Genomic DNA, 23,734 nt, shown 5'->3' with positions numbered 1-23,734 from the left:
CCTAGCAAGCAAGAAACGAAAGGAACCCATCCATGCTCGTCAACATGAACCAGATGCTCGCCATGGCCAAGGAGAAGCACTTCGCCGTCGGCGCGTTCAACATCTCCGAGTCCAACCTCGTCCGCACCGTCATCGAGGCCGCCGAGGAGAACGACGCCCCCGCGATCATCGCCGTGCACCCCACCGAGCTGGCCTACTGCAAGGACGACTTCATGAAGTACGTCGTGGCCCGCGCCGGCAACAGCCCGGTGCCGTTCGTGATCCACATGGACCACGGCGACAGCATCGACAGCATCATGCGCGCCGTGCACTGCGGCTTTACCTCGGTGATGATCGACGCCTCGCACCTGCCGCTGCACGAGAACATCGAGAAGACGGCTGAGGTCGTGAAGTACTGCCACATGGTCGGTGTGTCCGTCGAGGGCGAGCTGGGCACCATCGGCGACACCGGCACCTCCATCGAGGGCGGTATGACCGAGGTCCTCTACACCGACCCCGAGGACGCCAAGAAGTTCGTGGCCGAGACCGGCGTGGACACGCTGGCCGTGGCCATCGGCACCTGCCACGGCCTGTACCCCAAGGGCGTGACGCCGAAGCTCCGCATGGACGTGCTCGAGGCCATCAAGGCCGTGGTGGACATCCCGCTGGTGCTGCACGGCGGCTCCGGCAACCCGGACTCCGAGATCGCCGAGGCCGTGAAGATCGGCATCCAGAAGGTGAACATCTCCTCCGACTACAAGAGCGCGTTCTTCCTCAAGGCCCGCGAGATCCTCTCGCAGGAGGGCTCCGGCTGGGATCCGAACAACATCTTCCCGGCGTGCATCGACGCCGGCAAGGCCGTCATCAAGCAGAAGATGGAGCTCTTCGGCTGCGTCGGTGCTGCCAAGTACTATCGCGATGCCAATGAGCCCCAGTGGCGCCAGGAGCTCAACTAGCCCGGGCGCGCCTTAAGCGCGGCTCGAGGCCGGCGACCGTCTGAGGGCTTTTGAGATGGGGAGGGGTTCCTGCGCGGGCACCTCCCCGTTTTACTGGATCGATTGACCGAAAATGTACCTATTTCGCCCAACGGGGCGATAGGATGGGGCTAAGGGACCAACGGAGAGGAACGGCCATGCAGCCGAAGGGAAGCGTCATCAACGAGATCTGCTCGTTCTACGACCGCCTGAGCGAGAGCGAGCAGCAGATCGCCGACTTCGTGATGGCCAACCAAGTCGAGGTTCCTTCCATGACCACGCGCGAGATCGCGGCAGCGAGCGAGACCTCGGCCGCGACGGTCTCGCGGTTCGCGCGGCACCTGGGCTACGAGAGCTTCTCCGTGCTACGCGCGGCCATGCAGAGCGAGAACGGGGACGCCCCGCATGTGTCCCCGACGGTCATCTCACTTGACGCGCCGCGTGCCGCGATGGAGACGGTGCTCATGGCCAAGAACGGCGAGCTGATGGACACGCTCAGCCTGCTGGACGAGCGGCAGCTGGTGGATGCGGTGCGGCTGATCGAGCGCTCCGTGTCCGTGCAGGTCGCGGCCGTGGGCAACACGATCCCGACGGCGCTCTCGGCGTCATTCCTGATAGCCCAGCTGGGCCTGCGCTGCAACTGTGCGCCCACCACCGAGGCCATGATGCTCTCGACGCTCTCGCTCACGCCCAACGACGCGCTGATCTTCCTCTCCAAGTCCGGCCACTCCAAGCGGCTGAACAAGATGATGGACAACGCGATAGATTCCGACACCCCGACGATCGTGATCACCAACACGCCCGACTCGCCGCTGGCGCGCCGGGCCACCTGCGTGCTGCACGCCGCCACGCGCGACAAGATGCTCAACAGCGACCTGCCGTTCTCGCACAACTCGATCAACTACATCGTCGAGGTCATCTTCCTGCTGCTCTGCTCCGACGTGCCCAACTTCAAGGCCCATGCCGGCCTGCTCTGGAAGTCCCTGGGCGAGGACAAGGGCGTGGAAGGCGAGGTCTTCTGACGAGGTGTAAGGGTGCCTTTATACTTCGTTCCTGCACGTCTGGTTTGTAAGGGATGTGTAAAACAGCCCGTTACCTGTGCACTCCACAGGCTCTCAACAAGCGAACGATAGTATGAGCTGTTGCCGTGTTCGGGTACATTCCCGCATCTGACTTGCCTGTAGGAGTCCGCTCATGACTGTTGCTGTTATCTGCTTTGTTTTTCTGGCCCTGACGGTCTTTCTGAGTGCCCGTCACATTACCTTCGTGCGCAAACAGGGTTGGGAGCTCTCGCGCTCCGGTATCGCCTGGGGCGTGTTCTTCGCCTTGGTCCAGCTCCTTATGGGCGCCTATGCCGCCAAGGGGTTGGTCGCCGATGACGCCGTGTCGGCCATCGTGCTCAACCTGGTGCTCACGCTCGCCGCCGCGACGAGCGTGGGTCGCCTGCAGGTGGTCGGTCGCCTGCTCGCGTTCGCCCGTCCGGGCGGTCGCTTCCAGCACCCGCTCATCGTGAGCATTCTGGGCATCATGCTGGCGGGAGCGTTCGCCACGCTGGGCCTGGAGATCCCCTCCAACCACGATCTTGGCTGGATGTACCCCCTGTGCCTGGTGCTCGAGTGGTTCCTGGTCACCATGCCCATGATGGCCCTGTTCTTCCTCTCACAGCGTCGCGGTGCCGCTCCGGCGGTCATCGCCGTGGCCCTTCACATCCTGGGTCTCGCCGAGCACTTCGTCATCACCTTCAAGTCCATGCCCATCCAGCCCGGCGACCTCACGGCGCTCGGCACCGCTATGGCCGTGAGCTCGGGCTATGTGTACGAGTTGAACGCGTTCTGCCTCTACGGCACCATGTTCGCCGTCATCTCCGCCTGGCTGTGCGAGCTTGTGGGCACGCTGCGTCAGTTCCGCACGGATGCCGCCCTGGCCGCCGAGATGGCCTCGGTGAACGGCAAGGCGCAGGCCGTATCTGCCGGCGACGCCGCCGAGGCCCCAGTCGTCGATGCCGCCGAGCCCGCCACCGCCAAGCGCTCCCACCGCTCCCGCACGGCGCGCGGCCGCCTGATCGCCAACATCCTCGTGGGCGTGGCGCTGCTCGCCGGCCTGACCGCCCATGTGACGCTCATCGACTACTACAACACGCTCTGGGTCCAGGTGTACAGCTGGCGCCCGCTCAAGAGCTACTACCGCGAGGGCTTCCTGCCGTGCTTCGTCTCGGCGACGCAGGCCATCATCCCCAAGAAGCCCGCTGACTACGATATGGACGATGCCAAGAAGCTGATCGACGAGTACGCGTCCCAGTACGATACGGGCGAGGGTGCCACGGAGGAGCGCGCTGCCGCCAAGCAGCAGTTCGACGAGGAGAAGCCCACCGTCATCACCATCATGAACGAGACGTTCTCCGACCTCTCCATCTACGAGAACCTGCACGCCAACTACCAGGGACCGGTCTACTTCAAGAGCCTCTCCGACTGCCTCCAGCGCGGCGTACTGTACGTAAGCGCGTACGGTGGCGGCACGGCCAACACGGAGTTCGAGTACCTTACCGGCAACTCCATGGCCTACCTGGGCAGCGGTATCTACCCCTACACCATCTACGACCTCTCTAAGACCGAGAACCTGGCGTCGCAGTTCAAGAAGCTGGGCTACGACACCACCGCCATGCACCCCAACCACGCCACCAACTGGAACCGCGAGAACATCTACGGCCAGTTCGGCTTCGACCAGTTCCTCACCATCAACGACTTCCAGGGCGCCGATAAGCTGCGCGGCATGGTGACGGACCGCGCCACCTACGAGAAGATCTTGGAGCTGCTGAACACCAACAGCAATCCGCAGTTCATCTTCGACGTGACGATGCAGAACCATTCCGGCTACGACACGAATGCCCTGCCGGCGGACAAGCGCGTGGAGTACACCATCGACGGCGTCTCGGATCCCGAGGTGAACGAGTACCTCTCGCTCATCCAGGAGTCCGATTCCGCGCTTCAGTACTTCATCAACCAGCTGCGCCATCTGAACCGCAAGGTGATCGTGGTGTTCTTTGGCGATCACCAGCCGTGGTTCCCCGACCGCTTCAACGACCGTTGGTTCACGGGTGAGGACGAGGCCACGCACGCCGAGCGCCTGTGGCAGACGGACTACATCATCTGGGCGAACTACGACGTGGCCGGTCGCGACCAGTCGAGCACCCAGGTGGACCTCTCCACCAACTACCTGAGCGCCTCGCTCATGAACCTCATCGGCGCGCCGCTCACCAAGTACCAGAAGGCGCACGAGACCCTGCGCGAGGCCATGCCGGCCATCAACGCGACGGGCTTTGAGGACGCCTCGGGCCGCTGGTTCCTCTCTTCCGCCGCGGCCGACGAGATGACGGGTGAGCGCGTGCGCCAGGCGCGTCAGGACCTGCAGGTCATGCAGTACTACAAGCTCTTCGGCAACGGCAAGGACGTCTTCACCAAGGCGCTCCAGAGCGCGGCGAACGAGACGAATCCCAACCTAGCGCCGGGTACGACCGCTAATCCGGGTGCATAGGCGGCACCCCTGGGTTGTGCCGAAGCTGATCGGGCGCTCCTCCTTGGCGAGGGGCGCCCTTCTTTTTAGATGGGGCGGGGAGGGAACCGGCCTGCTAGGCGCGACGGACCACGTAGCAGTGGTGAATCTTGTGGTTGCGGGCAAAATCTTCGGGAATGGTGCTCGCGGTGATGTCTTCCAGGGCCACGCCGGCGCGGTCGAGGGCGCGCAGGTCGGGGCGGAAGTTGCGCAGGTTGCAGCTGAAGATGGCCTCACCGCCGCGCGTGAGCAGGCGGGTCAGGCCTTCCAGCAGGTAGACGTGGTCGCGCTGGACGTCCCAGGTGCGGCGGCCCATCTTGGAGGAGTTGGAGAACGTGGGCGGGTCGCAGAAGATCAAGTCCCACCGGTTGCGCGTCCCCACCTGCCATTCGATCCAGTCCAGCACGTCGTGGCGCACGTAATGGTGCTCCGGACCGGTGAATCCGTTGGCCTCCATGTTGCGCTCGGCCCAGTCCAGATAGGTGTTGGAGAGGTCCACGGTGACGGTCTCGGTGGCGCCTCCGTCCGCCGCATAGCAGGTGGCCGTGCCCGTATAGGCAAAGAGGTTGAGGAAGCGGCAGGGGGAGAGCTCGCGCACCCGCTGGCGCACGAGACCGCGCGTCGCGCGGTGGTCGAGGAAGATGCCGGTATCCAGGTAGCTGGTAAAGTCCACCTCAAAGGTGAGGCCGCCTTCCCTGATGGCAATGCCGCGCGCCTCGCGCCGCGAATCCTGCCGTCCGTACTGCGAGCCGCCGCGGGCCTGTAGGCGGGTGCGCGCGAACACGTGCTCCGGATCTACGTCCAAGATGCGCGGTGCCAGGGCGAGCATGTCCTCCATGCGGGCGCGGGCGATCTCGGCGTCGACGGTGCTGGGCGCCGCGTACTCGGCCACCACCAGCCAGCGTCCCGGCATGCCGGAACGGTCCTCGCCCTCGTACAGGTCTATAGCCGCAGCGTAGTCGGGTAGGTCCGCATCGTAGACGCGATAGCAGCTCACGCCTTCGCGCCGGGCCCACTTGCGGCGCATCCGCGCGTTCTTCTTGAGGCGATTGGCGAACTGCTCGGACGCGGCGAGCAGCACGGGTACCGGGGCGCCCTGGCCCACGTCGATCGTGGTTGCCTGATTCGGCAGGGAGGCGGCGCCAGATCCGCGCCGGCCGGTTTCTCGGGCGAGCGCGGTGTGGGACGGGCGTTGCTGCGAAGGTTGCGTCATGAAGTCTTCTCTCCGTGTTGGTGCATGAATGACCCCATTGTACCGGGTTGCGCCGCCTCGGGCGCACGGGTAGGTTTCGTGCGCGCCGTGCCAGCAGGCGAGGCGCAGGGGGAGAGACGGGTACCATAGCGTCTTGGAAAGAAAGGAAACGCTCATGCCAGCTACGCCCGCCGCAAACGCCTCCGCATCCGACGCCGCAAATGCCGCCGTCGTGTTCTTCGACGTGGACGGCACGCTCGTCTGGGACCGCTCCGTCGACGACCCGGAGAACTCCATCGTGGACCTCGTGCCCACGCCCGCGGTCTACGATGCGTTCGAGCGCCTGCGTGACCGGGGCCATAAGGCGTTCATCTGCACGGGGCGCACGCTCGATTCCATCGGCAAGCCGCTTCTCAGCCTGAAGTCGGCGGGCATCATCAGCGGGGCCGGTGCCTGCGTGTCGATCGACGGCGAGATTCTGGCCGAGCAGAGCATTCCCGTTGAGTTGTTGGAAGAAACCGTGCGCCATCTGGTCGCGTTGCGCGTGGAAGTGGTGTTCGAGGGCGCGCGCGAGAGCGTCGCCCTCATGCGTCCGGGTGCTGTCTACCGCGCCATTCCCGGCGTTCCGACGGTGCACGATCTAGAGGGGTTGCGGCGCGTTGCCCCCGCCATGGACTTCGAGAAGTTCGCCTTCTTCGCGGACGCGATCCCCGTGCTGAAGCGCGATGCCGATTTCTTCTTGACGCGCTACGACCTGTGCGACCTGGGCATCGGGCTGGGCGAGATGAGCCTTGCCGGTGTCAACAAGGGCAGCGGCGTCCAGCGCGCGCTCGAGGTGCTGGGGCAGGCGCCCGACGGCGGATCTTGGCGCACCTACGCGTTCGGCGATTCCGAGAACGACCTCCCCATGCTGCGCGCGGTGGACGTGCCCGTGGCCATGGGCAACGCGCTGCCGCGGGTGAAGGCCATGGCTGCGTATGTAACCGACCGTGTTGAGCAAGACGGCGTGGCAACGGGCCTCGCGCACTTCGGCCTAATCTAGGCGGGGGCACTGGCACCCGCGGGGACAGGTGCGCACCCGCTTCCCGGCTCCTTGGCCTACGAGGGCGCCACCATGGTCACCGTGCGCCGCGAACCGGCTGCCGGTCGCGCCTCCTGCCAGGGCTCCCGTTCGCAGATATGCGCATCGAACTCATCCAGGCGGGCAAAGAGGGCGGGATATCGCTCCATCCGGCTGACCTGCTCGTTCGGTCGCATGACGACCTTGGAGGCGTCGGCAAGAAGGATCGCCTTGGTAGCGTGGTCCATGAACAGCCGCTTGGTCCGCGCATCCGGTTCAAACTCGGTCCAGCAGGAGCCCTCCGCGTCGACCAGGTTCGCGTTGAGGAAGGCGATGTCTCCGTAGATGTTCGCCAGCCGTTCGCGAATCTCGGGGCCGGTGAGGTAGAGCCGGTTGGGCCAGAGCCGCCCGGGCAGCAGGATGGTGCGCGCGTGCGGCAGGTTCAGGCTCGCGTAGCTGGCGATCGCCAGGTCGGCGGTCACGAGCACGATGCCCGAGCGATCATCGAGCTCCTCGGCAACGCAGAGTGTGGTCGTGCCCGTATCCAGAAACACCACGTCGCCATCGTGAACGAGGTTTGCCGCGGCACGTCCGATGGCGCGCTTGGCGTCGAGGTGCGCCGCCACGCGCTCGGCCGGGTACGAGATGGCCGCAGCACTCGGTGGGGCCACGGCGCCGCCGCGGATGCGCGTGAGCCGCCCTTCCTGCTCGAGTGCGGAAAGGTCGGTGCGCGCCGTAACCTCGGACACCCCGAACTCGCGGCAGATATCGTCCACGAACACGGATCCGGCATGCTGTACGCGCTCGGCGATGCGGGCCCGCCGAGCCTCGGCCCCCAGCCCCCTTACGCCCATGAGGTGCCGTCCGTCTCGACATTCCCGCCCAAGCGGTCTCCGGCCACGATCAGGCGGGGTTGCCGGCTGGCCTGCCGCACGGCGCGCGCGAGCTGGTTGCCGGGATCCGCGTCGGTGACGATGGCGTCGAAATCCTCGAGGTCCGAGTAGCGGAAAAAGCTCGTCTTGCCCACCTTGCTCGAGTCGAGCAACATGATGCGGCGATGCGCGTTGCGCAGGTAGATGCGCTTGATGCTCGCGCTGAAGTCATGCTGCACGGTGAAGCCGTGGCCGGGTGCATAGGCATCCGCGCTCACGAACGCCGCGTCGGCGTGGAGGTCCGTCATGCCGTCCAGGGTGAGCGGGCCGGCCAGGTACAGGTGGCCCGGGCGAAGCGTGCCGCCCGGCAGGATGACGCCTAGGTTGGGCAGGTTGAAGCTGGCATAGCTCGCAATGGCCACGTCGGCGGTGATGATGCTCACCCCGCGCTTGCCGGCGAGCGCCTTGGTGAACTCGAGCGTCGTGGTGCCAATATCCACGATGATCGTATCGCCTTCGTGGACGAGGTTGGCGGCGGCGCGGCCGATCAGGTCCTTGGCGGCAACGTTGCGGCTCGCGCGCTCCTCGGGGTAGGAGAGGACCATGGTGCGCGAGAGCGAGACGGCGCCGCCGCGCGTGCGCTTGAGCCGCCCGCTGCGCTCGAGCGCGATGAGGTCATGCCGGGCCGTGACCTCGGACACGCCGAACTCGCGGCAGATGTCGGCAACGGTTACGCGCGGGCTCTTGACGAGCCAGTCCATGATGAATGCCTGACGCTCCTGGGGCGAGGTGTCGCGCGGCATGGAGCCTCCTCTCATAACGGCGGACCGGAGCCCAAAACGCGGCGCCGTGCGCTCCGCAGCTCGGTTCAACTCACCGGAATGGTATCTAGAAACGAAACCATAGCTTTCGATTCCGAAATATCATAACGCATAATAACGCCGTTCGCTCTAATATACGGTCCGTTCGGCTACAGAATGCGTGGTTCTTATTGACACATTTACGGAATTCCTTAAAAAGAAAAAGATTTCGACCGAAACATGACGAAACCGAAAGGAACCACGATGGCTATCAAGGTCTTTGCCGACGGCGCGAATCTACAGGGCATGCTCGATATGTACCACAGCGGTACCGTGCAGGGCTTCACCACCAATCCCTCCCTCATGAAGAAGGGCGGCGTGACGGACTACCGCGCCTTTGCCAAGGAGGTTCTCGAGAACATCAAGGACCTGCCCGTTTCGTTTGAGGTCTTTGCCGACGACCTGCCTACCATGGGCAAGGAGGCGCGCGAGATCGCCACGTGGGCAGATAACGTCTACGTGAAGATCCCTGCCATGACCACCGCCGGTGAGTCCACCTCGCCGCTCGTGCGCGAGCTTTCCGCCGAGGGCGTGAAGGTGAACGTCACCACGCTCTTCACCGACGAGCAGAACGCCGAGTTCATCGATGCCGTCGATGCCGAGACGCCCTCGATCATCTCCATCTTCGCCGGCCGCATCGCTGACACCGGCGTCGATCCCACGCCGATCATGCAGCGCGCCATCGAGGCCGCCGCGCCCAAGCCCAACTGCGAGATTCTCTGGGCCTCTACGCGCGAGCTCCTGAACATCTTCCAGGCCGAGGCCATCGGTTGCCAGATCATCACGGTGCCGAACAGCATCCTCGCCAAGCGCAAGAACATCGGCAAGGACCTGCTCGAGTACTCCAAGGACACGGTCAAGGGCTTCGCGGCGGATATTCAGACCCTCGGTTTTCATATCCTGCCGTAGGCATTACGCTAACGGTAACTCGAAGCGTTCGCGAAACGAAGGGAACTGCGCATGTTGAAGGATCTGCTCACGACCGACCTGGTGTCCATCGGCGCCCATGCCGAGGATTGGCGCGAGGCCGTGCGCGTGGCCGGCGGGCTGCTCGAGCGCGCGGGCAAGTGCGATTCGAGCTACACCGATGCCATGATTGCCTCGGTTGAGAAGTTCGGTCCGTACATGGTGCTCGAAGAGGGCATCGCCATGCCGCACGCCCAGTCCGATGGCAACGTGAGCGAGCCGGGCATCTGCGTGGTCACCCTGGCCGAGCCCGTGAAGTTCGGGCACGAGGAGTTCGACCCGGTGCGCGTGCTCATCGGCATCTGCGCGCCCGATCCCAAGGCCCATCTGGCGGCCCTGAGCGAGCTCTCGGTGATCTTCGAGTGCGAGGACGTGGTAGACCGGCTCTGCGCCTGCAAGAGTGCGGAGGAAGTGCTCGCCACGATCGAGGCTCTGCTCTAGCGGGGCGACGGCCCGCGTTGCTCTCTGCAACGCGTGGGACCGCGATAGGGGAACGCGCTCGCCGCCATCGGCGACGGGCACATGAAAGGAAAGGAAGTTACCATGCACATCATCACCGTCTGCGGAAACGGCATCGGCTCGAGTCTGATGCTTGCCGGCAAGGTGCAGGAGATTTGCGACCAGGAGGGCATCAAGGCCGACGTCGAGTCCATGGACCTGAACGCCGCCAGCTCCGCCAACCCTGATCTGTTCATCACCGTGAAGGAGCTCGCTCCCGAGCTGCATGGCCGCATCGCCATCGTGCGCAGCTACGTGAACACCAAGAAGATTCGCGAAGACGCGCTCGACACCATCAAGGAGATCGCTGCCGCCCAGTAGCGGTCGTGACGTTCTTCCGCTGCCGTCGGCGCACCTCCGGCGGTAGCGGAAGAACCGCTTGATCATAGTTTTCTCGGCCCATCATAGCGGGCCACGTAATCTCGGAATCGCTCGGGTATGGGGAAGCCCGTCGCGGTTGCATAGGTAAAACCGCTGGAAACAAGGGAAAAGGAGCGGTAAATGAACGCATTGCTACCGGTGCTGGAATTCATCCAGTCCATTCTGACCAAGCCTGCGTGGATCATGGGCTTGTTCGCCTTCGTGGGCCTCGTCGCCCTCAAGCGCCCCGCGCATAAGGTGATGACGGGCACGCTGAAGCCGATCCTCGGCTACATCATGCTCTCCGCCGGCGCCACCGTGGTCCAGGAGAACCTGGCCCCGCTCGGCACCTTCATCGAGACCGGCTTCCACATCACGGGCGTCGTGCCCAACAACGAGGTCGTCGTATCCATGGCGCAGAGCGTGCTCGGCGTCCAGACGATGCTGATCCTGATCCTGGGCTATGTGGTGAACATCCTCGTGGCCCGCTTCACCAAGTTCAAGTACATCTTCCTGACCGGCCACCACAGCATGTTCATGGCCTGCCTGCTCTCCGCCGTGCTCCAGGCCTCCGGCTTTGCCGATGCGCAGCTGGTCATTATCGGCGGCCTGTTCCTCGGCCTCTTCAGCGCCATGCTCCCCGCCGTGGGTCAGCGCTTCACCGAGAAGGTCACCGATGGCGACGAGATCGCCATGGGCCACTTCGGCTCCCTTGCCTACTACATCTCCGCTGCCGTCGGTTCGCTCTTCAGCGCTGAGGCCGAGAAGAACAGCACCGAGGAGATCGAGATCCCCGAGAAGTACGCCTTCCTGCGCGACACCACCATCTCCACCGCGCTCACCATGTCGTTCTTCTACCTGGTGACCGCCATCGCGGCTTACATCGCCGACCCCAAGGTGGTCCAGGACCTCGCCGGTACCGATAACTTCATCGTGTACGCCCTGAACTGCGCACTCGCCTTCGCTGTTGGCGTCACCGTGGTCTACAACGGCGTCCGCATGATTCTTGCCGACCTCGTGCCCGCCTTCCAGGGCATCTCCAACAAGCTCATCCCTGGTGCCATCCCCGCCGTCGACTGCGCCGTGTTCTTCCCCTATGCCCCGACCGCCGTCATCATCGGCTTCGTCTGCTCCTTCATCGGCGGCGTCATCGGCATGCTCATCGTTGGTGCCACCATGGGCATCTTCATCATCCCCGGTATGGTTCCCCACTTCTTCTGCGGTGCTACCGCCGGCATCTTCGGCAACGCCACCGGTGGCCGCAAGGGCGCTATGCTCGGCTCGTTCGTGAACGGCCTGCTCATCACTTTCGCCCCGGCGCTGCTGCTGCCCGTGCTTGACGTCTTCGGCTTCGAGAACACCACGTTCGGCGACTTCGACTTTGGCGTGATCGGCATCGTGCTCGGCCGCACCGCTCAGTTCTTCGGTGAGTTCGGCGTGTATGCCATCCTCGCCATCCTGATCATCGTTGCCTTCATCCCGAACTTCATCAAGACGAAGGGTAACGTCATCAACCACGTCGAGGAGTAACGAAGGTTTCTTCCCCACGCCCTCACGGTAGGTTCGCCCCGCTGCGGTATCGCGCCGCAGCGGGGCTTTTTCGTGCCGAGGCGCGCGGCATACAAATAATTCGGTACCTCATCTTGACATCAGTTCGGTACCTCAGTAGACTCCTTCTGTTCATTATTCGGTACCGAATGGAAGGAGTCGCGCGTTCCATGAAGAACCTCGAAGACGCGTGCTGTTCCACGGATACCCCGGAGGAGGCGCGCGCCCGCAAGATCTTGTCGCTCTTGGGCTATTGCGGTCACTACATGCACTTCCATGGGGGAGGACGTTCCGGACAGGCACCCATTCTCTGCACGCTCGCCAAGGCGGGCGGCACGCTCTCGCAGCAGGAGCTGGGCATGCGCTTTGATCTCAAACCGGGCTCGCTCTCCGAGCTGCTTTCCAAGCTGGAGGCCGCGGGGCTCATCGAGCGGACCCGCAACCCGAGCGATCGCCGCCAACTCTTCGTGAAGCTCACGGAGGAGGGCGCGGCCAAGGCGGGCCAGGACCAGGGCGACCGCCTGCGGTTCCGCCGCCATGCGTTTGAAGTTCTCACCACCGAGGAGCAGGAACAGCTGATCTCCGCGCTCGAAAAGGTGCGCGATCACTGGAAGGAGTACGATGCCAAAAACGATTCCAACGCTCGCTAAGTCCATTCGCGAGTACAAGGGCGCCGCCATCGCCACGCCCCTGCTGGTGACCGGCGAGGTGCTGTTCGAGGTCATGATCCCTTTTGGCACCGCCTCGCTCATCGACCAGGTCAAGCGCGGCTCCGACCTGCACACGCTGCTCATGTACGGCGGTGGGCTCACGCTCATGGCACTCATTTCGCTCGCCTTTGGTGCCAGTGCGGGCCTCACCTGCGCCAAGGCGTCGGTGGGCTTCTCCAAGAACCTGCGCCGCGACATGTTCCATGCCATCCAGGGCTTCGACTTCGCCACCATCGACCGCTTCTCCAACTCGAGCTTGGTCACGCGCCTGACCACGGACGTGCAGAACGTCCAGATGGCCTACATGCAGATCATCCGCACGGCCATCCGCTGCCCGCTCATGCTCGTCTTCGCGTTCGCCATGGCCTACATCATGGGCGGCTGGCTGGCGTTCGTGTTCCTGGCGATCATCCCCGTGGTGGGTATCGCGCTCATTGCCATCATCAAGGTGGTGCACCCCATCTTCAAGCGCATCTTCCACAAATACGATGAGCTCAACGAGAGCGCTGAGGAGAACCTCTCCGGCATCCGCGTGGTGAAGAGCTTTGTGCGCGAGGACTATGAGAAGCAGAAGTTCTCTCACGCCGCCGAGGAGGTGCGCCGCGACTTTACGCGCGCCGAGCGGATTCTGGCACTGAACGCCCCCATCATGAACTTCGCCATCTACGTGGTCATGGCCTCCGTGATCGGTCTCGGCTCCTACGCCATCATCTCCAGCAAGGGTCAGCTCATCGACGTGGGCCAGTTCTCCTCGCTCATCACCTACGGCTTCATGATCCTCATGAGCCTGATGATGATCTCGATGGTGTTCGCCATGATCACCATTGCCGAAGAGGGCGCCAACCGCATCTGCGAGGTGCTCACCACCAGCTCCGAGATCGTCTCGCCGGAGAACGCGGTGACCGCGGTGGCCGACGGTTCCATCGACTTCGACCACGTGGGCTTCTCCTATGCGGGGAACCGTCGCCGCGAGGCGCTCTCGGATGTCGACCTGCACATCAAGAGCGGCGAGACCATCGGCATCATCGGTTCCACCGGTAGCTCCAAGAGCAGCCTGATGCAGCTCATCCCGCGCCTGTACGACGTGACCGAGGGCAGCGTGCGCGTGGGCGGCGTGGACGTGCGCGACTACGACGTGGAGGCCCTGCGCAACCAGGTGGCCATGGTGCTGCAGAAGAACGTGCTGTTTTCCGGCACCATCGCCGAGAACCTGCGCTGGGGCAACCCGAACGCCACCGACGAGGAGGTCGTGGAGGCGGCCAAGCTCGCCCAGGCGGACGAGTTCGTGCAGGGCTTTAAGGACGGCTACGACCACATGATCGAGCAGGGCGGGACCAACGTGTCCGGCGGCCAGAAGCAACGCCTCTGCATTGCCCGCGCGCTGCTCAAGCACCCCAAGATTCTCATCCTGGACGACTCCACCTCTGCGGTGGACACCAAGACCGACAAGCTCATCCGCTTGGGCCTGGCGAGCTATCTGCCCGAGACCACCAAGATCATCATCGCCCAGCGCACCGGCTCCGTGGAGGACGCCGACCGCATCATCGTGATGGACGACGGCCGCATCAGCGCCATCGGCACGCACGAGGAGCTGCTGCGCACGAGCGAGATCTATCGCGACGTGTACCTGTCGCAGAACAAGCAGAGCCACGACCAGAAGGAGATCGAGCATGCCTAGCAACGCAGCGCCTAAGAAGCGCAACATGGGCAAGACGGCCCTGCGCACGTTCAAGATGCTCCTCGGCTTCTATCCCGTGCTCCTGCCGAGCGTGCTCGTGTGCATCGTCATCAACGGCATCATCCAGACCATCCCCAACGTGTTCATGGAGCGCGTGCTGGCAATCGTGCAGGACAGCTGGGAGAGCGGCGACTGGGCGAGCGTCTCGGGCGCCGTCCTTGCCAACGTGGGCATGCTGGTGGCGTTTTACCTAGTGGGCATTGTCATCAACGCCTTCTGGAACCAGGCCATGGCCATCATCACCCAGGGTTCGCTCAAGAAGTTCCGCACGGCCATGTTCGACCACATGCAGGACCTGCCCATTCGCTACTTCGACACGCACCAGCACGGCGACGTGATGAGCTACTACACCAACGACATCGACGCCATGCGCATGATGATCTCTCAGAGTCTGCCGCAGCTGCTGCTCACGAGCCTGATCATGATCTCGGTGATGTGCATCATGTTCTTCTACAGCGTGCCGATGGCGATCGTGGTGATCGCGGGCGCCGTCATCATGGCCTGGGCGACCAAGTTCCTGGGCGGTCGCTCCGCCAAGAACTTCCTGCGCCAGCAGCGCGCCGTGGCGAGCCTTGAGGGCTCCGTGGAGGAGTTCATGGGTGGCGAGCGCGTCATCAAGGTGTTCTGCCACGAGCGCCAGGCCGAGGAGGACTTCGACCGCATCAACTGCGAGTGGGAGGATGCCGCGCGCAGGGCCAACAGCTACGCCAACACGCTCATGCCGATCCTCATGAACATGGGCAACCTGCTCTACGTGATCGTGGCTATCACCGCGGGCGTGCTCATCTCGCTGCACGCGCCCAACCTCTCCATCTCCGGCCTGCCGCTGACGGTGGCCGTGGCGGTGCCGTTCCTCAACATGACCAAGCAGTTCGCTGCGCAGATCGGCCAGGTGTCCAACCAGATCAACTTCGTGGTCATGGGCCTTGCCGGCGCCGAGCGCATCTTTGAGCTGCTGGACGAGGAGACCGAGCAGGACGGCGGCTACGTGACGCTCGTGAATATGGGTGTGCGCGACAACCAGCTGGTCGAGAGCGAGGAGCGCACCGGTCTCTGGGCTTGGAAGCACGTGCACCAGGCGGACGGCTCCGTGGACTACGTGCCGCTGCGGGGCGACGTGCGCATGGAGCACGTGGACTTTGGCTACGTACCCGGTCACGAGGTGCTGCACGATGTCTCCGTGTACGCCAAGCCGGGTCAGAAGGTGGCCTTCGTGGGTGCCACGGGTGCCGGCAAGACCACCATCACCAACCTCATCAACCGCTTTTACGACATCGCCGACGGCAAGATTCGCTACGACGGCATCAACGTGAACAAGATCCGCAAGAGCGACCTGCGCCGCTCGCTCGGCGTGGTGCTGCAGGACGTGAACCTGTTCACCGGCACGGTGATGGACAACATCCGCTACGGCAAGCTGGACGCCACGGACGAGGAATGCGTGAAGGCAGCCAAGCTCGCCGGCGCGGACGAGTTCATCGAGCGTCTGCCGCAGGGCTACCAGACCATGCTCACCGATAACGGCGCGCAGCTCTCGCAGGGGCAGCGCCAGCTGGTAAGCATCGCCCGCGCGGCGGTGGCCGATCCGCCGGCGATGATTCTGGACGAGGCGACGTCGAGCATCGACACGCGCACCGAGGCGATCGTCCAGCGCGGCATGGACGCGCTCATGCAGGGGCGCACCACGTTCGTGATCGCGCACCGTCTGAGCACCGTGCGCAACTCCGACGTGATCATCTGTCTGGATCATGGCCGCGTGATCGAGCGCGGCACGCACGACGAGCTCATCGCCAAGAAGGGCTACTACTATCAGCTCTACACGGGGGCGTTCGAGCTGGAGTAGCGACGGAGGCCCCAGGCACCCAGCTTTCGCCCTCGTGCTCAGGCGCATGGCCCTAAGGCCTATGCGTCATCGCGTCGGGCGAAATCGGGGTGCCTGGGGCTGCCGGCAGGTTTGTGGGGGTTGCTGGTACACAAACGTCCCAGGTTTCTTCGTTTGGGGCGTGGGGACCTCCTGTCTCCGTCTGGTTCCGGTACACTCGGGGGATGGAGGTGGTTCTGTGGGTACGTTTGAACGAATCAGGGACGCGAAGCGCTTCAGCGAGACGGAGCGCGCCATCGCTCGCTACATGCTGGAGCATCCGGAGGAGTGCGCGCACATCTCGTCGCGCGAGCTTGCCAGGCGTACCTTCACCTCTGCCACGGCCGTGTTGCGGCTCTGCCGCAAGTTGGGCTTCGAGAACTACAACGACTTCAAGGTGAACATCGTTCTCGAGCTCAAGAGCGCGGACTTCACCAACACCATGATTGTGGACGGCGAGACGGCGCTCGGGGCAATGAACAAGATCGCTTCGCTCGAGGCGCAGGTCATCGACGAGACGCGCCGCGCTGCCTCTTCCGCTGCACTGGAGGAGATCACCCGGCGCCTGGTGGATGCGCGCTACATCGACATTCTGGCCACGGATGCCAACGCCGAGATGGCGCGCTACGCCTCCCACAACTTCTTCTACACGGGTCGCATCTGCACCATCTACGATGACCTGGACAAGATGACGTTTCTGGCCCTCGATCCGCCGGAGTCCCACGCTGCCTTCCTCATCAGCAAGTCCGGCACGGACAACACCATCCTGACGGCTGGTCGTCTCTTCAGGCACCGCGGCGTGTCGACGATCGCGCTCACGGCCAACCTCGATTCGCCGCTGGCCCATGCCTGCGACCATGTGCTCGAGGGGTTCTACTATCCCGAGATCGGTCGCTTTGGCGACCTGGTTTTTGGTGCGGCGGCAAAGTACCTGTTCGACGTGCTGTTCGTGATGCTCTACGCCAACGATACCAAGCGCGTCCGCACGCTGAACAACGCCTACGACGAGCTCTACTACAGCGAGCTCGACCGTGCGGTACCCGGCACGGCCACGGATGCGGCCGAAACCACCGCCGATTAGGCACTCGGCCCTGCACCCGTGTCCGCCCGCTCCCGCAAACCCGCCGTCCATCCCTCCCGCTCACCCAAACACGACCGTTAACCTGCCAAAAACAAGCCATTCGCAGATTAGCCGCATCGTTACACGCGTGCGGCCCTTTTTTTCCGAAGTTCGTTGCATTGCACCAACTTAGCGGTCCTGACCTGCGCACTCGTTCCCTCGCTTGCATAATCGCGCCATACCGGTTTCACGTTACAGCCGAAGGGAGCGAATATGCTGCGGGACGATTTCCTCTGGGGCGGCGCGGTTGCGGCGCATCAGGTGGAGGGTGCGTACGACGAGGACGGCAAGGGCCTCTCCGTCGTCGACGTGCTCACGGCGGGGTCGCATAGCGTGCCCCGGCGCATCACCGACGGCGTTCAGCCGGGGGAGGTGTATCCCAACCACTGGGCCATCGACGCCTACCACCGTTTTGAGGAGGACATCGAGCTCTTCGCCCAGATGGGATTCAAGGCGCTGCGCACCTCTATCGACTGGAGCCGCATCTACCCCCAGGGCGACGACGATCAGCCCAACGAGGCGGGCCTGGCCTTCTACGATCGCGTCTTCGACTGCATGCGCGCCCACGGCATCGAGCCGGTGGTCACGCTCGTGCACTTCGAGATCCCGCTCCACCTGGCCAAGGAATACGGAGGATGGGGCAACCGTCAGCTCATCGACCGCTTCGAGCGCTACGCCACCACGTGCTTCGAGCGCTATCACCAGAAGGTCACCTACTGGATGACCTTCAACGAGATCAACAACCAGTACAACTTCCGCAACGAGCTCTACGGCTGGACTAACTCGGGCGTGCGCTTCTCGCAGGCCGCCGACCCCGAGCGCCTGATGTACCAGGCTGCGCACTACGAGTTCGTGGCTTCGGCCCGCGCCGTCATGGCCGCGCATCGCATCGACCCGGCGCTCAAGGTGGGCTGCATGGTGGCGGCGAACCCGGTGTATCCGTTCTCCTGCCATCCGGACGACGCGCTGCTGGCCATGGACGCCCAGCACGACACGCTGTTCTTCTCCGACCTGCAGTGCCGCGGCTACTACCCCGGCTACGCGCGCAAGCTGTTCGAGCGCCGTGGCTGGGACATGGACATCACCGCGCGGGATCTGGACGAGCTCGCCGCTGGCACGGTGGACTACCTTGGCTATTCGTACTACCTCAGCAACACCATCGACCACGCGGCAGGGCCGGCCGACGGCTACGACCCCATCGCCTGCTCCGATCCGCGTATGGTGGACAACCCCTTCGTGCCGAGCACGGATTGGGGCTGGCGGATCGATCCCAAGGGCCTGCGTTACATGATGAAGCTCTTCGACGAACGCTACGCCCTGCCGCAGTTCATCGTGGAGAACGGCATCGGCCTGGTGGAGGAGCTGAACGCTGCGGGCACGGTGGAGGACGACGCGCGCATTGCGTACCTGCGCGCGCACATCGAGCAGATGGAGCGCGCCGTGGACGAGGACGGCGTGGACCTCATGGGCTACCTGGTATGGGGCTGCATCGATCCCGTCTCGTATTCCACGGGCGAGATGAAGAAGCGCTACGGCTTCATCTACGTGGACGTGAACGATGACGGTTCGGGCACGGGCGACCGCTTTAAGAAGAAGAGCTTCGACTGGTATCGCAAGGTCATTCAGAGCAACGGGAAAGACCTGGCCTAGCGGTCAGGAGGAAAGGAGGCCACGATGGCTTACGAATCTGAAGGGAAGGAGATTCTGGAGCTCGTTGGTGGTGCGGCGAACGTCCGCACGCTGGCGCACTGCGTGACGCGGCTGCGTTTTGAGCTCAAGGATTCCGGCAAGGCCGAGACTGAGAAGATCAAGGCTCTGAGCTATGTGCTCAAGGTGGTGGAAAGCGGCGGTCAGTACCAGATCGTCATCGGCCCGGCCGTGACGGACTACTACGACGCCGTGCTCGCCGCCATGGACCAGGCGGAGGTTGCCGCGGACGGCAATTCTGCAGACGGCGGTGACGCCTCGAAGCAGAAGCCGCTCGACGTGGTGTTGAAGGTCATCTCCGGTGCGTTCTCGCCCATCATTCCGCTCATGGCCGGTTCCGGCATGATTAAGGCCGTACTGACGCTCCTCACTACGCTGGGTTGGCTCTCCGATGCGAGCTCCACCTACCTGGTGCTCTCTGCCGCCGGCAACGCGTGCTTCTACTTCCTGCCGGTGTTTTTGGGCTTCACCATCTCCAAGCAGCTGGGCGCCGACGGTTTCGTGGGCGCGGCTATTGGCGCGGCGCTTCTGGAACCCAACTTTACGGGCCTGATCGGCGTGGAGAACACGGACTTCCTGGGCATTGGCCTGCAGGCCGTGAGCTACGGCTCCACCGTGTTCCCCATCTTCATCGCTGCTACCATCTATAGCTTCTTGGACAAGGGACTCCGCAAGGTGGTGCAGAAGGATCTGCAGTACTTCGTGGTGCCTATGGTCTGCCTCGCCGTCATGGTGCCGTTTGCCGCACTCGTGTTCGGGCCCTTTGGCAACAACGTGGGCGACGCGGTGGCTGCGGGCGTGGCCTGGCTGTTCCAGACCTCCAAGTTCGCGGCCGGCCTGGTGCTGGGCGCGGCATACCCGTACCTCACCATTCTTGGCCTGCACTGGGGCTTCACGCCCATCACCCTGCAGAACCTCGACGCCTTGGGCGGCGACTACATCGAGGGCGTGGCCGTGTGTGCCGTGTGGGCGCAGATCGGAATCGCGCTGGGGTGCGTGCTGCGCGCCAAGAACGGCTCCAAGGCCCGCGACCTGGCGCTGCCGACGTTCGTCACCGGCTTCTTCGCCGGCGTGACCGAGCCCATCCTGTACGGCTTCGTTATGAACTACAAGCGCCTCATGGCCGTGGTCGCCATCGCCGGTGGCCTGGGCGGTGCTTGGAACGCGGCGGTTGGCGCGACCATGGATGCCTATGTGTTCCATAACATCTTCTCGATCTTCACGCTCTGCTACTCGCCCATGCCGTTCTGCCTGGTGGGTATGGCCATCTCCTTTGTGGTGGGCTGCGCGCTGACCTACGTGTGGGGCATCACGCCGGACGAGATGGGGGACTTCCTGCCTGAGAGCGGTGCGGACGCGGCTGGTACCGGGGCTGCTGCCGGCGTGGTTGCCGCGGCTGGTGCTGGTGCGGTGGATGATGTCGTGGCCGTGGATATCAAGGCGCCCGCGGACGGTACGGCTATCCCGCTGTTCGAGGTGCACGATGAGGCGTTTGCCAGCGGCATGCTGGGCACCGGTGTGGCCGTGGTCCCTTCGGGCGATACGGTGTACGCGCCCGTTGCCGGCAAGTTGACCATGCTGTTCAAGACCAAGCACGCGCTGGGGATTACCACGCCGGAGGGTATCGAGGTCCTGGTACACGTTGGTGTCGACACCGTGAACCTCAAGGGTGAGGGCTTTGAGGCACTCGTTGCACAGGGTGATGACGTTACGCAGGGCCAGCCGCTCATCAAGCTGGATCGCGCGTTTCTGGATGCGCAGGGTGTGTGTCTGGACACGCCGGTCATCATCTCCAACGCAGGTTCCGTTCAGGGCGTGACGTGCGCCGAACCGGGCGAGGTCAAGCATGGGGATCAGTTAATTCGCGTTACGTTGTAAGTTACCACCGCCGGCCTCAGGATTGCGCATCGCGAGCGCTTTTCGACGTTTCTGCCCTTGTATGGGGGCTCAAGATGTCGAAAAGCGCTCGCTCGCGTTACGGGCGGTGGTTTGGACGTCGAAATCGACGCTCGAAACCAGCACCGAGAGCTCGGCGCGCTAGGCGAGCCGTTCCATCCAGGCGATAGCCGCTCGGTACATCTGCATGCCCTCGGGGCGCGAGGTGTCGCGGTCGAAATCGTGCGGCGCATCGTAGACGGTCCTGAACACGGCGCTCGGACAGCTTCTCGCAAAGCGCTTGCCCAGGCCATAGGGCACGTCTTCATCGCCGGTGCTCGCGCAGGCAAAGACGGGTGGCAAGGCGGCGATCTCCTCGGCCGAAAGGTTCCAGGCTTCGCGCGTGCGCTCGGGTGAGCTGCCGTCCAAGCCGAGCAACTCGAGCCAGGCACCGGCGTGCTGGCGCGCGTACACGTAGAGCCCGTAGCGCAGCGCTTTCGGGCCGGAGGTAACGGGCTCGTCGCCAGCAAAACGCTCAACAAACGAATGCTCCACGGCGGGCAGCGCGGCGTACGCTTTCGCCGGCCGCTCAAAGGAGGCATCGGTCAAACTCGGATAGCCGTAGAAGTCGAGGATTCCGAGCGGCGCCGGCAAACCGTGCTGACGGATCGCGCGGGCGAGCATCAGCGCCAGATGCGCGCCGGCCGAGCGTCCGAACAGAACGAAACCGTCGAGCTCGCCCGAGAGCGCACGCTCGCCCACTGCCGAGTGCCACGTCCGAAACACCGCATCCACTACTTGCGGCAGTGATGCCTCCGGGCAGAGCGGGTAATCCGCACAGACAAGCTCATATCCTGCCTGGGTCAGAGCCTGAACGTACGGAGTCGGCAGGTCATCGCGCTCGCCGTACAAAAGGCCGCCGCCGTGCAGGTAGAGCACGGCGATGCGCCGATCAGCGTCCGCGCGCGGCGGATGCACGGTGACAACGGCGTCAACGTCAGAAGACATAGTCCGCTCCCTTCGCGGCAAGCACCAGGCAAAATGCCGGCCCACGGAGCCGCTACCCCTCGTGTCCCAGCGCGATGATCTTGGACGCCAAGATGACCTGCAAGAAGTCATCCGAATCCTTGACGTCGATGCCGCTGAGCTCGCGCACGCGCCCGATGCGGTAGCGCACGGTCTTGGGATGCACGAAGAGCTGCTCGGCGGTCTTTGCGTAGTCCAGGCTGTTCTCGCACAGGCACACGAGCGTCTGGAACAGCTCCTCGTGCTCGCGTGAGAGCGCGAGCAGGCGCGCGTCCACGTACTCGTCCAACTGCGAGAGGTCGTTCGCCTGCAGCAGGAGCTTATACACGCCCAGGTCGGAGAAGCGGATGCTCCGGTTCACGTGCGTGGTGCCGTCGAAGAGCCGGTACACGCTCACGACCTCGTGGTTCGCGCGCGCCAGCGAGTAGCGGTTCTGCGTGGACGAAAGCGCGGCCAAATGCAGGTAGAGCGGCAGCGTTGAGGAGGCATGCAGCTCCATAAGGGCGCGCTGCACGGCGTCGAGGTCGATGCCGGAGACTGCGCTGCGGAAGTTGTGCAGGAACACCAGCCGGTCGTTGTTCACAAAGTAGACCATGCCGGGGTACATGCTGCGCAGGCGGCGGCGTATAGCCTGCTGCAGCTCGTCCAGGCGATCGGTGTCCGTGGGATCAACGAGCGAAGTCCGAATCAGCAGTACCTCGTAGCAGGGGTACTGGTTGACGCCCAGCGTGGCGAGCGCTGTGTCGATGCGCTCGTGCGTGCCAAAGCGGTCGAGCAGTAGGTCGTGCACGGTATTGTTGTTCTGGAAGAACAGCTTCTGCTTGATGGCGTTCTGCTTGAGGATCTCCATTTGCAACAGACTCACGATGTTCTCAACCGTCATGATGTCGAACGGCGTGAGCGCGCTGCCCCCGTTATGGATGATGAGGTAGTAGTCGTCGCCATCGGAGCTGGGGATGCGAACCGCCAGAGCCTGCTCGGAGCGCCGCGCCTCCGCTTGGCCCGCTTCAGCATCCGCGGTACCGTCGTACACGAGTTTGGCGTCGAAGTACGCGTGCGTCTGATACGGGTTGGGATCGCGACGGGTGAGCGAGTAACCCGAGAACCGCGTGCGCGCCTGGTCGGTGGAGAGTCGGCGGTCACGCAGGGAATCCAGGTAGCTCACGTCGGCGTGCAGGGTGTTCTTGAGCGTGTTCAGCACATAGGGGATGGACGGCTGCTTGAGTGCCAAGGCCATGACGTGACGGTGCACCTCATAGAAGCGATTGAGCAGCGTGAGGTTGGAATCCAGCACCTCGCCCATGATGTCGAGCATAATCTGCTCGTACTTCACCTGGCTGCTCAGCTGGATGAGCGGCAGGTCGAAGTCGTTGCAGAGCGCGATGATGCGCTCCGGCGCCTGTGCCATCAGGCGCTCGGGCTTGAAGGCGACGGCGCCGATGCCAATGCCCGCGCACGTGCGGAAGAACAGGGCGGTCTGCGCTTCGTTCAGATGCTCGAAGGCATAGAAGCTCGAGATGATCAGCTGCCCGCGCTTACCCCAGTTTTCGATATCGGTCGCCTCGAGCACCATGGCGCTCGAGATCTCGTTCTCGACGCCCGTCCGACCGGCAATTATCTGAGCTCCCTCAAAGGAGGGCAGCTGTAGGGTTTCGATGACGTTCACGGACACCTCATTTCACGCAGCTCAACCTTACCTGCATGGCCGAGATCGGGTCATTTCCATTTCGGGAAAAGAAAGCGGCGCTTCGCTATCCGGTCAGTACATGTATTGAAATATCCCGAATGGTTGAATGGATGCTACCACGGCGGCGGTGCGATCACCCGGGCTCGCGCCGCCGC

The 23,734-nt window shown here is 63.8% G+C and carries 19 protein-coding genes; 14 read left to right on the top strand and 5 right to left on the bottom strand.

Annotated elements, in window-relative coordinates; all coding sequences use genetic code 11:
* Positions 1-32: 32 nt before the first annotated feature.
* The 3 genes from GDJ97_RS02410 to GDJ97_RS02400 all read left to right on the top strand — a co-directional run bounded on the left by GDJ97_RS02410 (position 33) and on the right by GDJ97_RS02400 (position 4,484).
* The gene (locus tag GDJ97_RS02410) at positions 33-935 is read left to right on the top strand and encodes a ketose-bisphosphate aldolase (RefSeq protein WP_152069625.1); all 903 of its coding nucleotides are present in this window, start codon (positions 33-35) and stop codon (positions 933-935) included.
* A 176-nt stretch (positions 936-1,111) separates the two neighbouring features.
* Positions 1,112-1,975 carry a MurR/RpiR family transcriptional regulator gene (locus GDJ97_RS02405; protein WP_152069624.1) on the top strand — a complete coding sequence of 288 codons (864 nt, stop codon included), beginning with the start codon at positions 1,112-1,114 and terminating at the stop codon, positions 1,973-1,975.
* Between the two features lie 172 nt (positions 1,976-2,147).
* The gene (locus GDJ97_RS02400) at positions 2,148-4,484 is read left to right on the top strand and encodes an LTA synthase family protein (protein WP_226808747.1); all 2,337 of its coding nucleotides are present in this window, start codon (positions 2,148-2,150) and stop codon (positions 4,482-4,484) included.
* A gap of 94 nt (positions 4,485-4,578) precedes the next feature.
* Here GDJ97_RS02400 and GDJ97_RS02395 read toward each other — a convergent pair whose 3' ends face one another.
* A complete protein-coding gene (locus GDJ97_RS02395; protein WP_226808745.1) occupies positions 4,579-5,715 on the bottom strand; it encodes a class I SAM-dependent methyltransferase in 1,137 nt (378 codons plus the stop codon).
* A 154-nt stretch (positions 5,716-5,869) separates the two neighbouring features.
* Here GDJ97_RS02395 and GDJ97_RS02390 point away from each other — a divergent pair, with 154 nt between their 5' ends.
* Entirely contained in the window at positions 5,870-6,736 is an 867-nt protein-coding gene (locus tag GDJ97_RS02390) for an HAD hydrolase family protein (protein WP_152069622.1), read from the top strand.
* A 56-nt stretch (positions 6,737-6,792) separates the two neighbouring features.
* On the opposite strand, the gene GDJ97_RS02385 is transcribed toward GDJ97_RS02390, so the two are convergent.
* Together GDJ97_RS02385 and GDJ97_RS02380 are read right to left on the bottom strand one after the other, a co-directional pair.
* Entirely contained in the window at positions 6,793-7,608 is an 816-nt protein-coding gene (locus tag GDJ97_RS02385; protein WP_152069621.1) for a DeoR/GlpR family DNA-binding transcription regulator, read from the bottom strand.
* On the bottom strand, positions 7,599-8,429 hold the full coding sequence (locus tag GDJ97_RS02380; protein ID WP_193221274.1) for a DeoR/GlpR family DNA-binding transcription regulator: 831 nt from the start codon (positions 8,427-8,429) through the stop codon (positions 7,599-7,601). Before GDJ97_RS02380 ends, GDJ97_RS02385 begins: the two co-directional genes overlap by 10 nt.
* A gap of 261 nt (positions 8,430-8,690) precedes the next feature.
* Here GDJ97_RS02380 and GDJ97_RS02375 point away from each other — a divergent pair, with 261 nt between their 5' ends.
* The 10 genes from GDJ97_RS02375 to GDJ97_RS02330 all read left to right on the top strand — a co-directional run bounded on the left by GDJ97_RS02375 (position 8,691) and on the right by GDJ97_RS02330 (position 20,869).
* Positions 8,691-9,395, top strand: a complete 705-nt coding sequence (locus tag GDJ97_RS02375) for a transaldolase (protein WP_152069619.1) — start codon at positions 8,691-8,693, stop codon at positions 9,393-9,395.
* Between the two features lie 51 nt (positions 9,396-9,446).
* A complete protein-coding gene (locus GDJ97_RS02370; protein WP_152069618.1) occupies positions 9,447-9,893 on the top strand; it encodes a PTS sugar transporter subunit IIA in 447 nt (148 codons plus the stop codon).
* Positions 9,894-9,995: 102 nt separating this feature from the next.
* Positions 9,996-10,271 (top strand): PTS sugar transporter subunit IIB, encoded by a 276-nt coding sequence (locus GDJ97_RS02365; protein ID WP_152069617.1) that lies wholly within the window; start codon positions 9,996-9,998, stop codon positions 10,269-10,271.
* 180 nt (positions 10,272-10,451) lie between these two features.
* A complete protein-coding gene (locus GDJ97_RS02360) occupies positions 10,452-11,840 on the top strand; it encodes a PTS ascorbate transporter subunit IIC (RefSeq protein WP_152069616.1) in 1,389 nt (462 codons plus the stop codon).
* Positions 11,841-12,028: 188 nt separating this feature from the next.
* Positions 12,029-12,508, top strand: a complete 480-nt coding sequence (locus GDJ97_RS02355) for a MarR family winged helix-turn-helix transcriptional regulator (protein WP_226808743.1) — start codon at positions 12,029-12,031, stop codon at positions 12,506-12,508.
* Positions 12,480-14,246 carry an ABC transporter ATP-binding protein gene (locus GDJ97_RS02350; protein ID WP_152069614.1) on the top strand — a complete coding sequence of 589 codons (1,767 nt, stop codon included), beginning with the start codon at positions 12,480-12,482 and terminating at the stop codon, positions 14,244-14,246. The genes GDJ97_RS02355 and GDJ97_RS02350 overlap by 29 nt, the downstream gene beginning before the upstream one ends.
* Positions 14,239-16,146, top strand: a complete 1,908-nt coding sequence (locus tag GDJ97_RS02345) for an ABC transporter ATP-binding protein (RefSeq protein WP_152069613.1) — start codon at positions 14,239-14,241, stop codon at positions 16,144-16,146. The genes GDJ97_RS02350 and GDJ97_RS02345 overlap by 8 nt, the downstream gene beginning before the upstream one ends.
* A gap of 217 nt (positions 16,147-16,363) precedes the next feature.
* Complete coding sequence (locus tag GDJ97_RS02340; RefSeq protein ID WP_193221273.1) at positions 16,364-17,245, top strand: MurR/RpiR family transcriptional regulator; 882 nt, start codon at positions 16,364-16,366, stop codon at positions 17,243-17,245.
* A gap of 252 nt (positions 17,246-17,497) precedes the next feature.
* Positions 17,498-18,934 (top strand): 6-phospho-beta-glucosidase, encoded by a 1,437-nt coding sequence (locus GDJ97_RS02335; protein WP_152069611.1) that lies wholly within the window; start codon positions 17,498-17,500, stop codon positions 18,932-18,934.
* A 24-nt stretch (positions 18,935-18,958) separates the two neighbouring features.
* Positions 18,959-20,869 (top strand): glucose PTS transporter subunit IIA, encoded by a 1,911-nt coding sequence (locus tag GDJ97_RS02330; RefSeq protein ID WP_152069610.1) that lies wholly within the window; start codon positions 18,959-18,961, stop codon positions 20,867-20,869.
* A 159-nt stretch (positions 20,870-21,028) separates the two neighbouring features.
* On the opposite strand, the gene GDJ97_RS02325 is transcribed toward GDJ97_RS02330, so the two are convergent.
* A complete protein-coding gene (locus GDJ97_RS02325) occupies positions 21,029-21,874 on the bottom strand; it encodes an alpha/beta hydrolase (protein ID WP_152069609.1) in 846 nt (281 codons plus the stop codon).
* A 52-nt stretch (positions 21,875-21,926) separates the two neighbouring features.
* Positions 21,927-23,558, bottom strand: a complete 1,632-nt coding sequence (locus GDJ97_RS02320; protein ID WP_152069608.1) for a PucR family transcriptional regulator ligand-binding domain-containing protein — start codon at positions 23,556-23,558, stop codon at positions 21,927-21,929.
* Positions 23,559-23,734 lie beyond the last annotated feature (176 nt).

Source organism: Collinsella sp. AK_207A (assembly GCF_902501965.1).
In the GTDB taxonomy this organism is placed as follows: domain Bacteria; phylum Actinomycetota; class Coriobacteriia; order Coriobacteriales; family Coriobacteriaceae; genus Collinsella.
The sequence above is the reverse complement of the archived record's forward strand: the minus strand, read 5'-3'. Positions and strand labels throughout refer to the sequence as shown.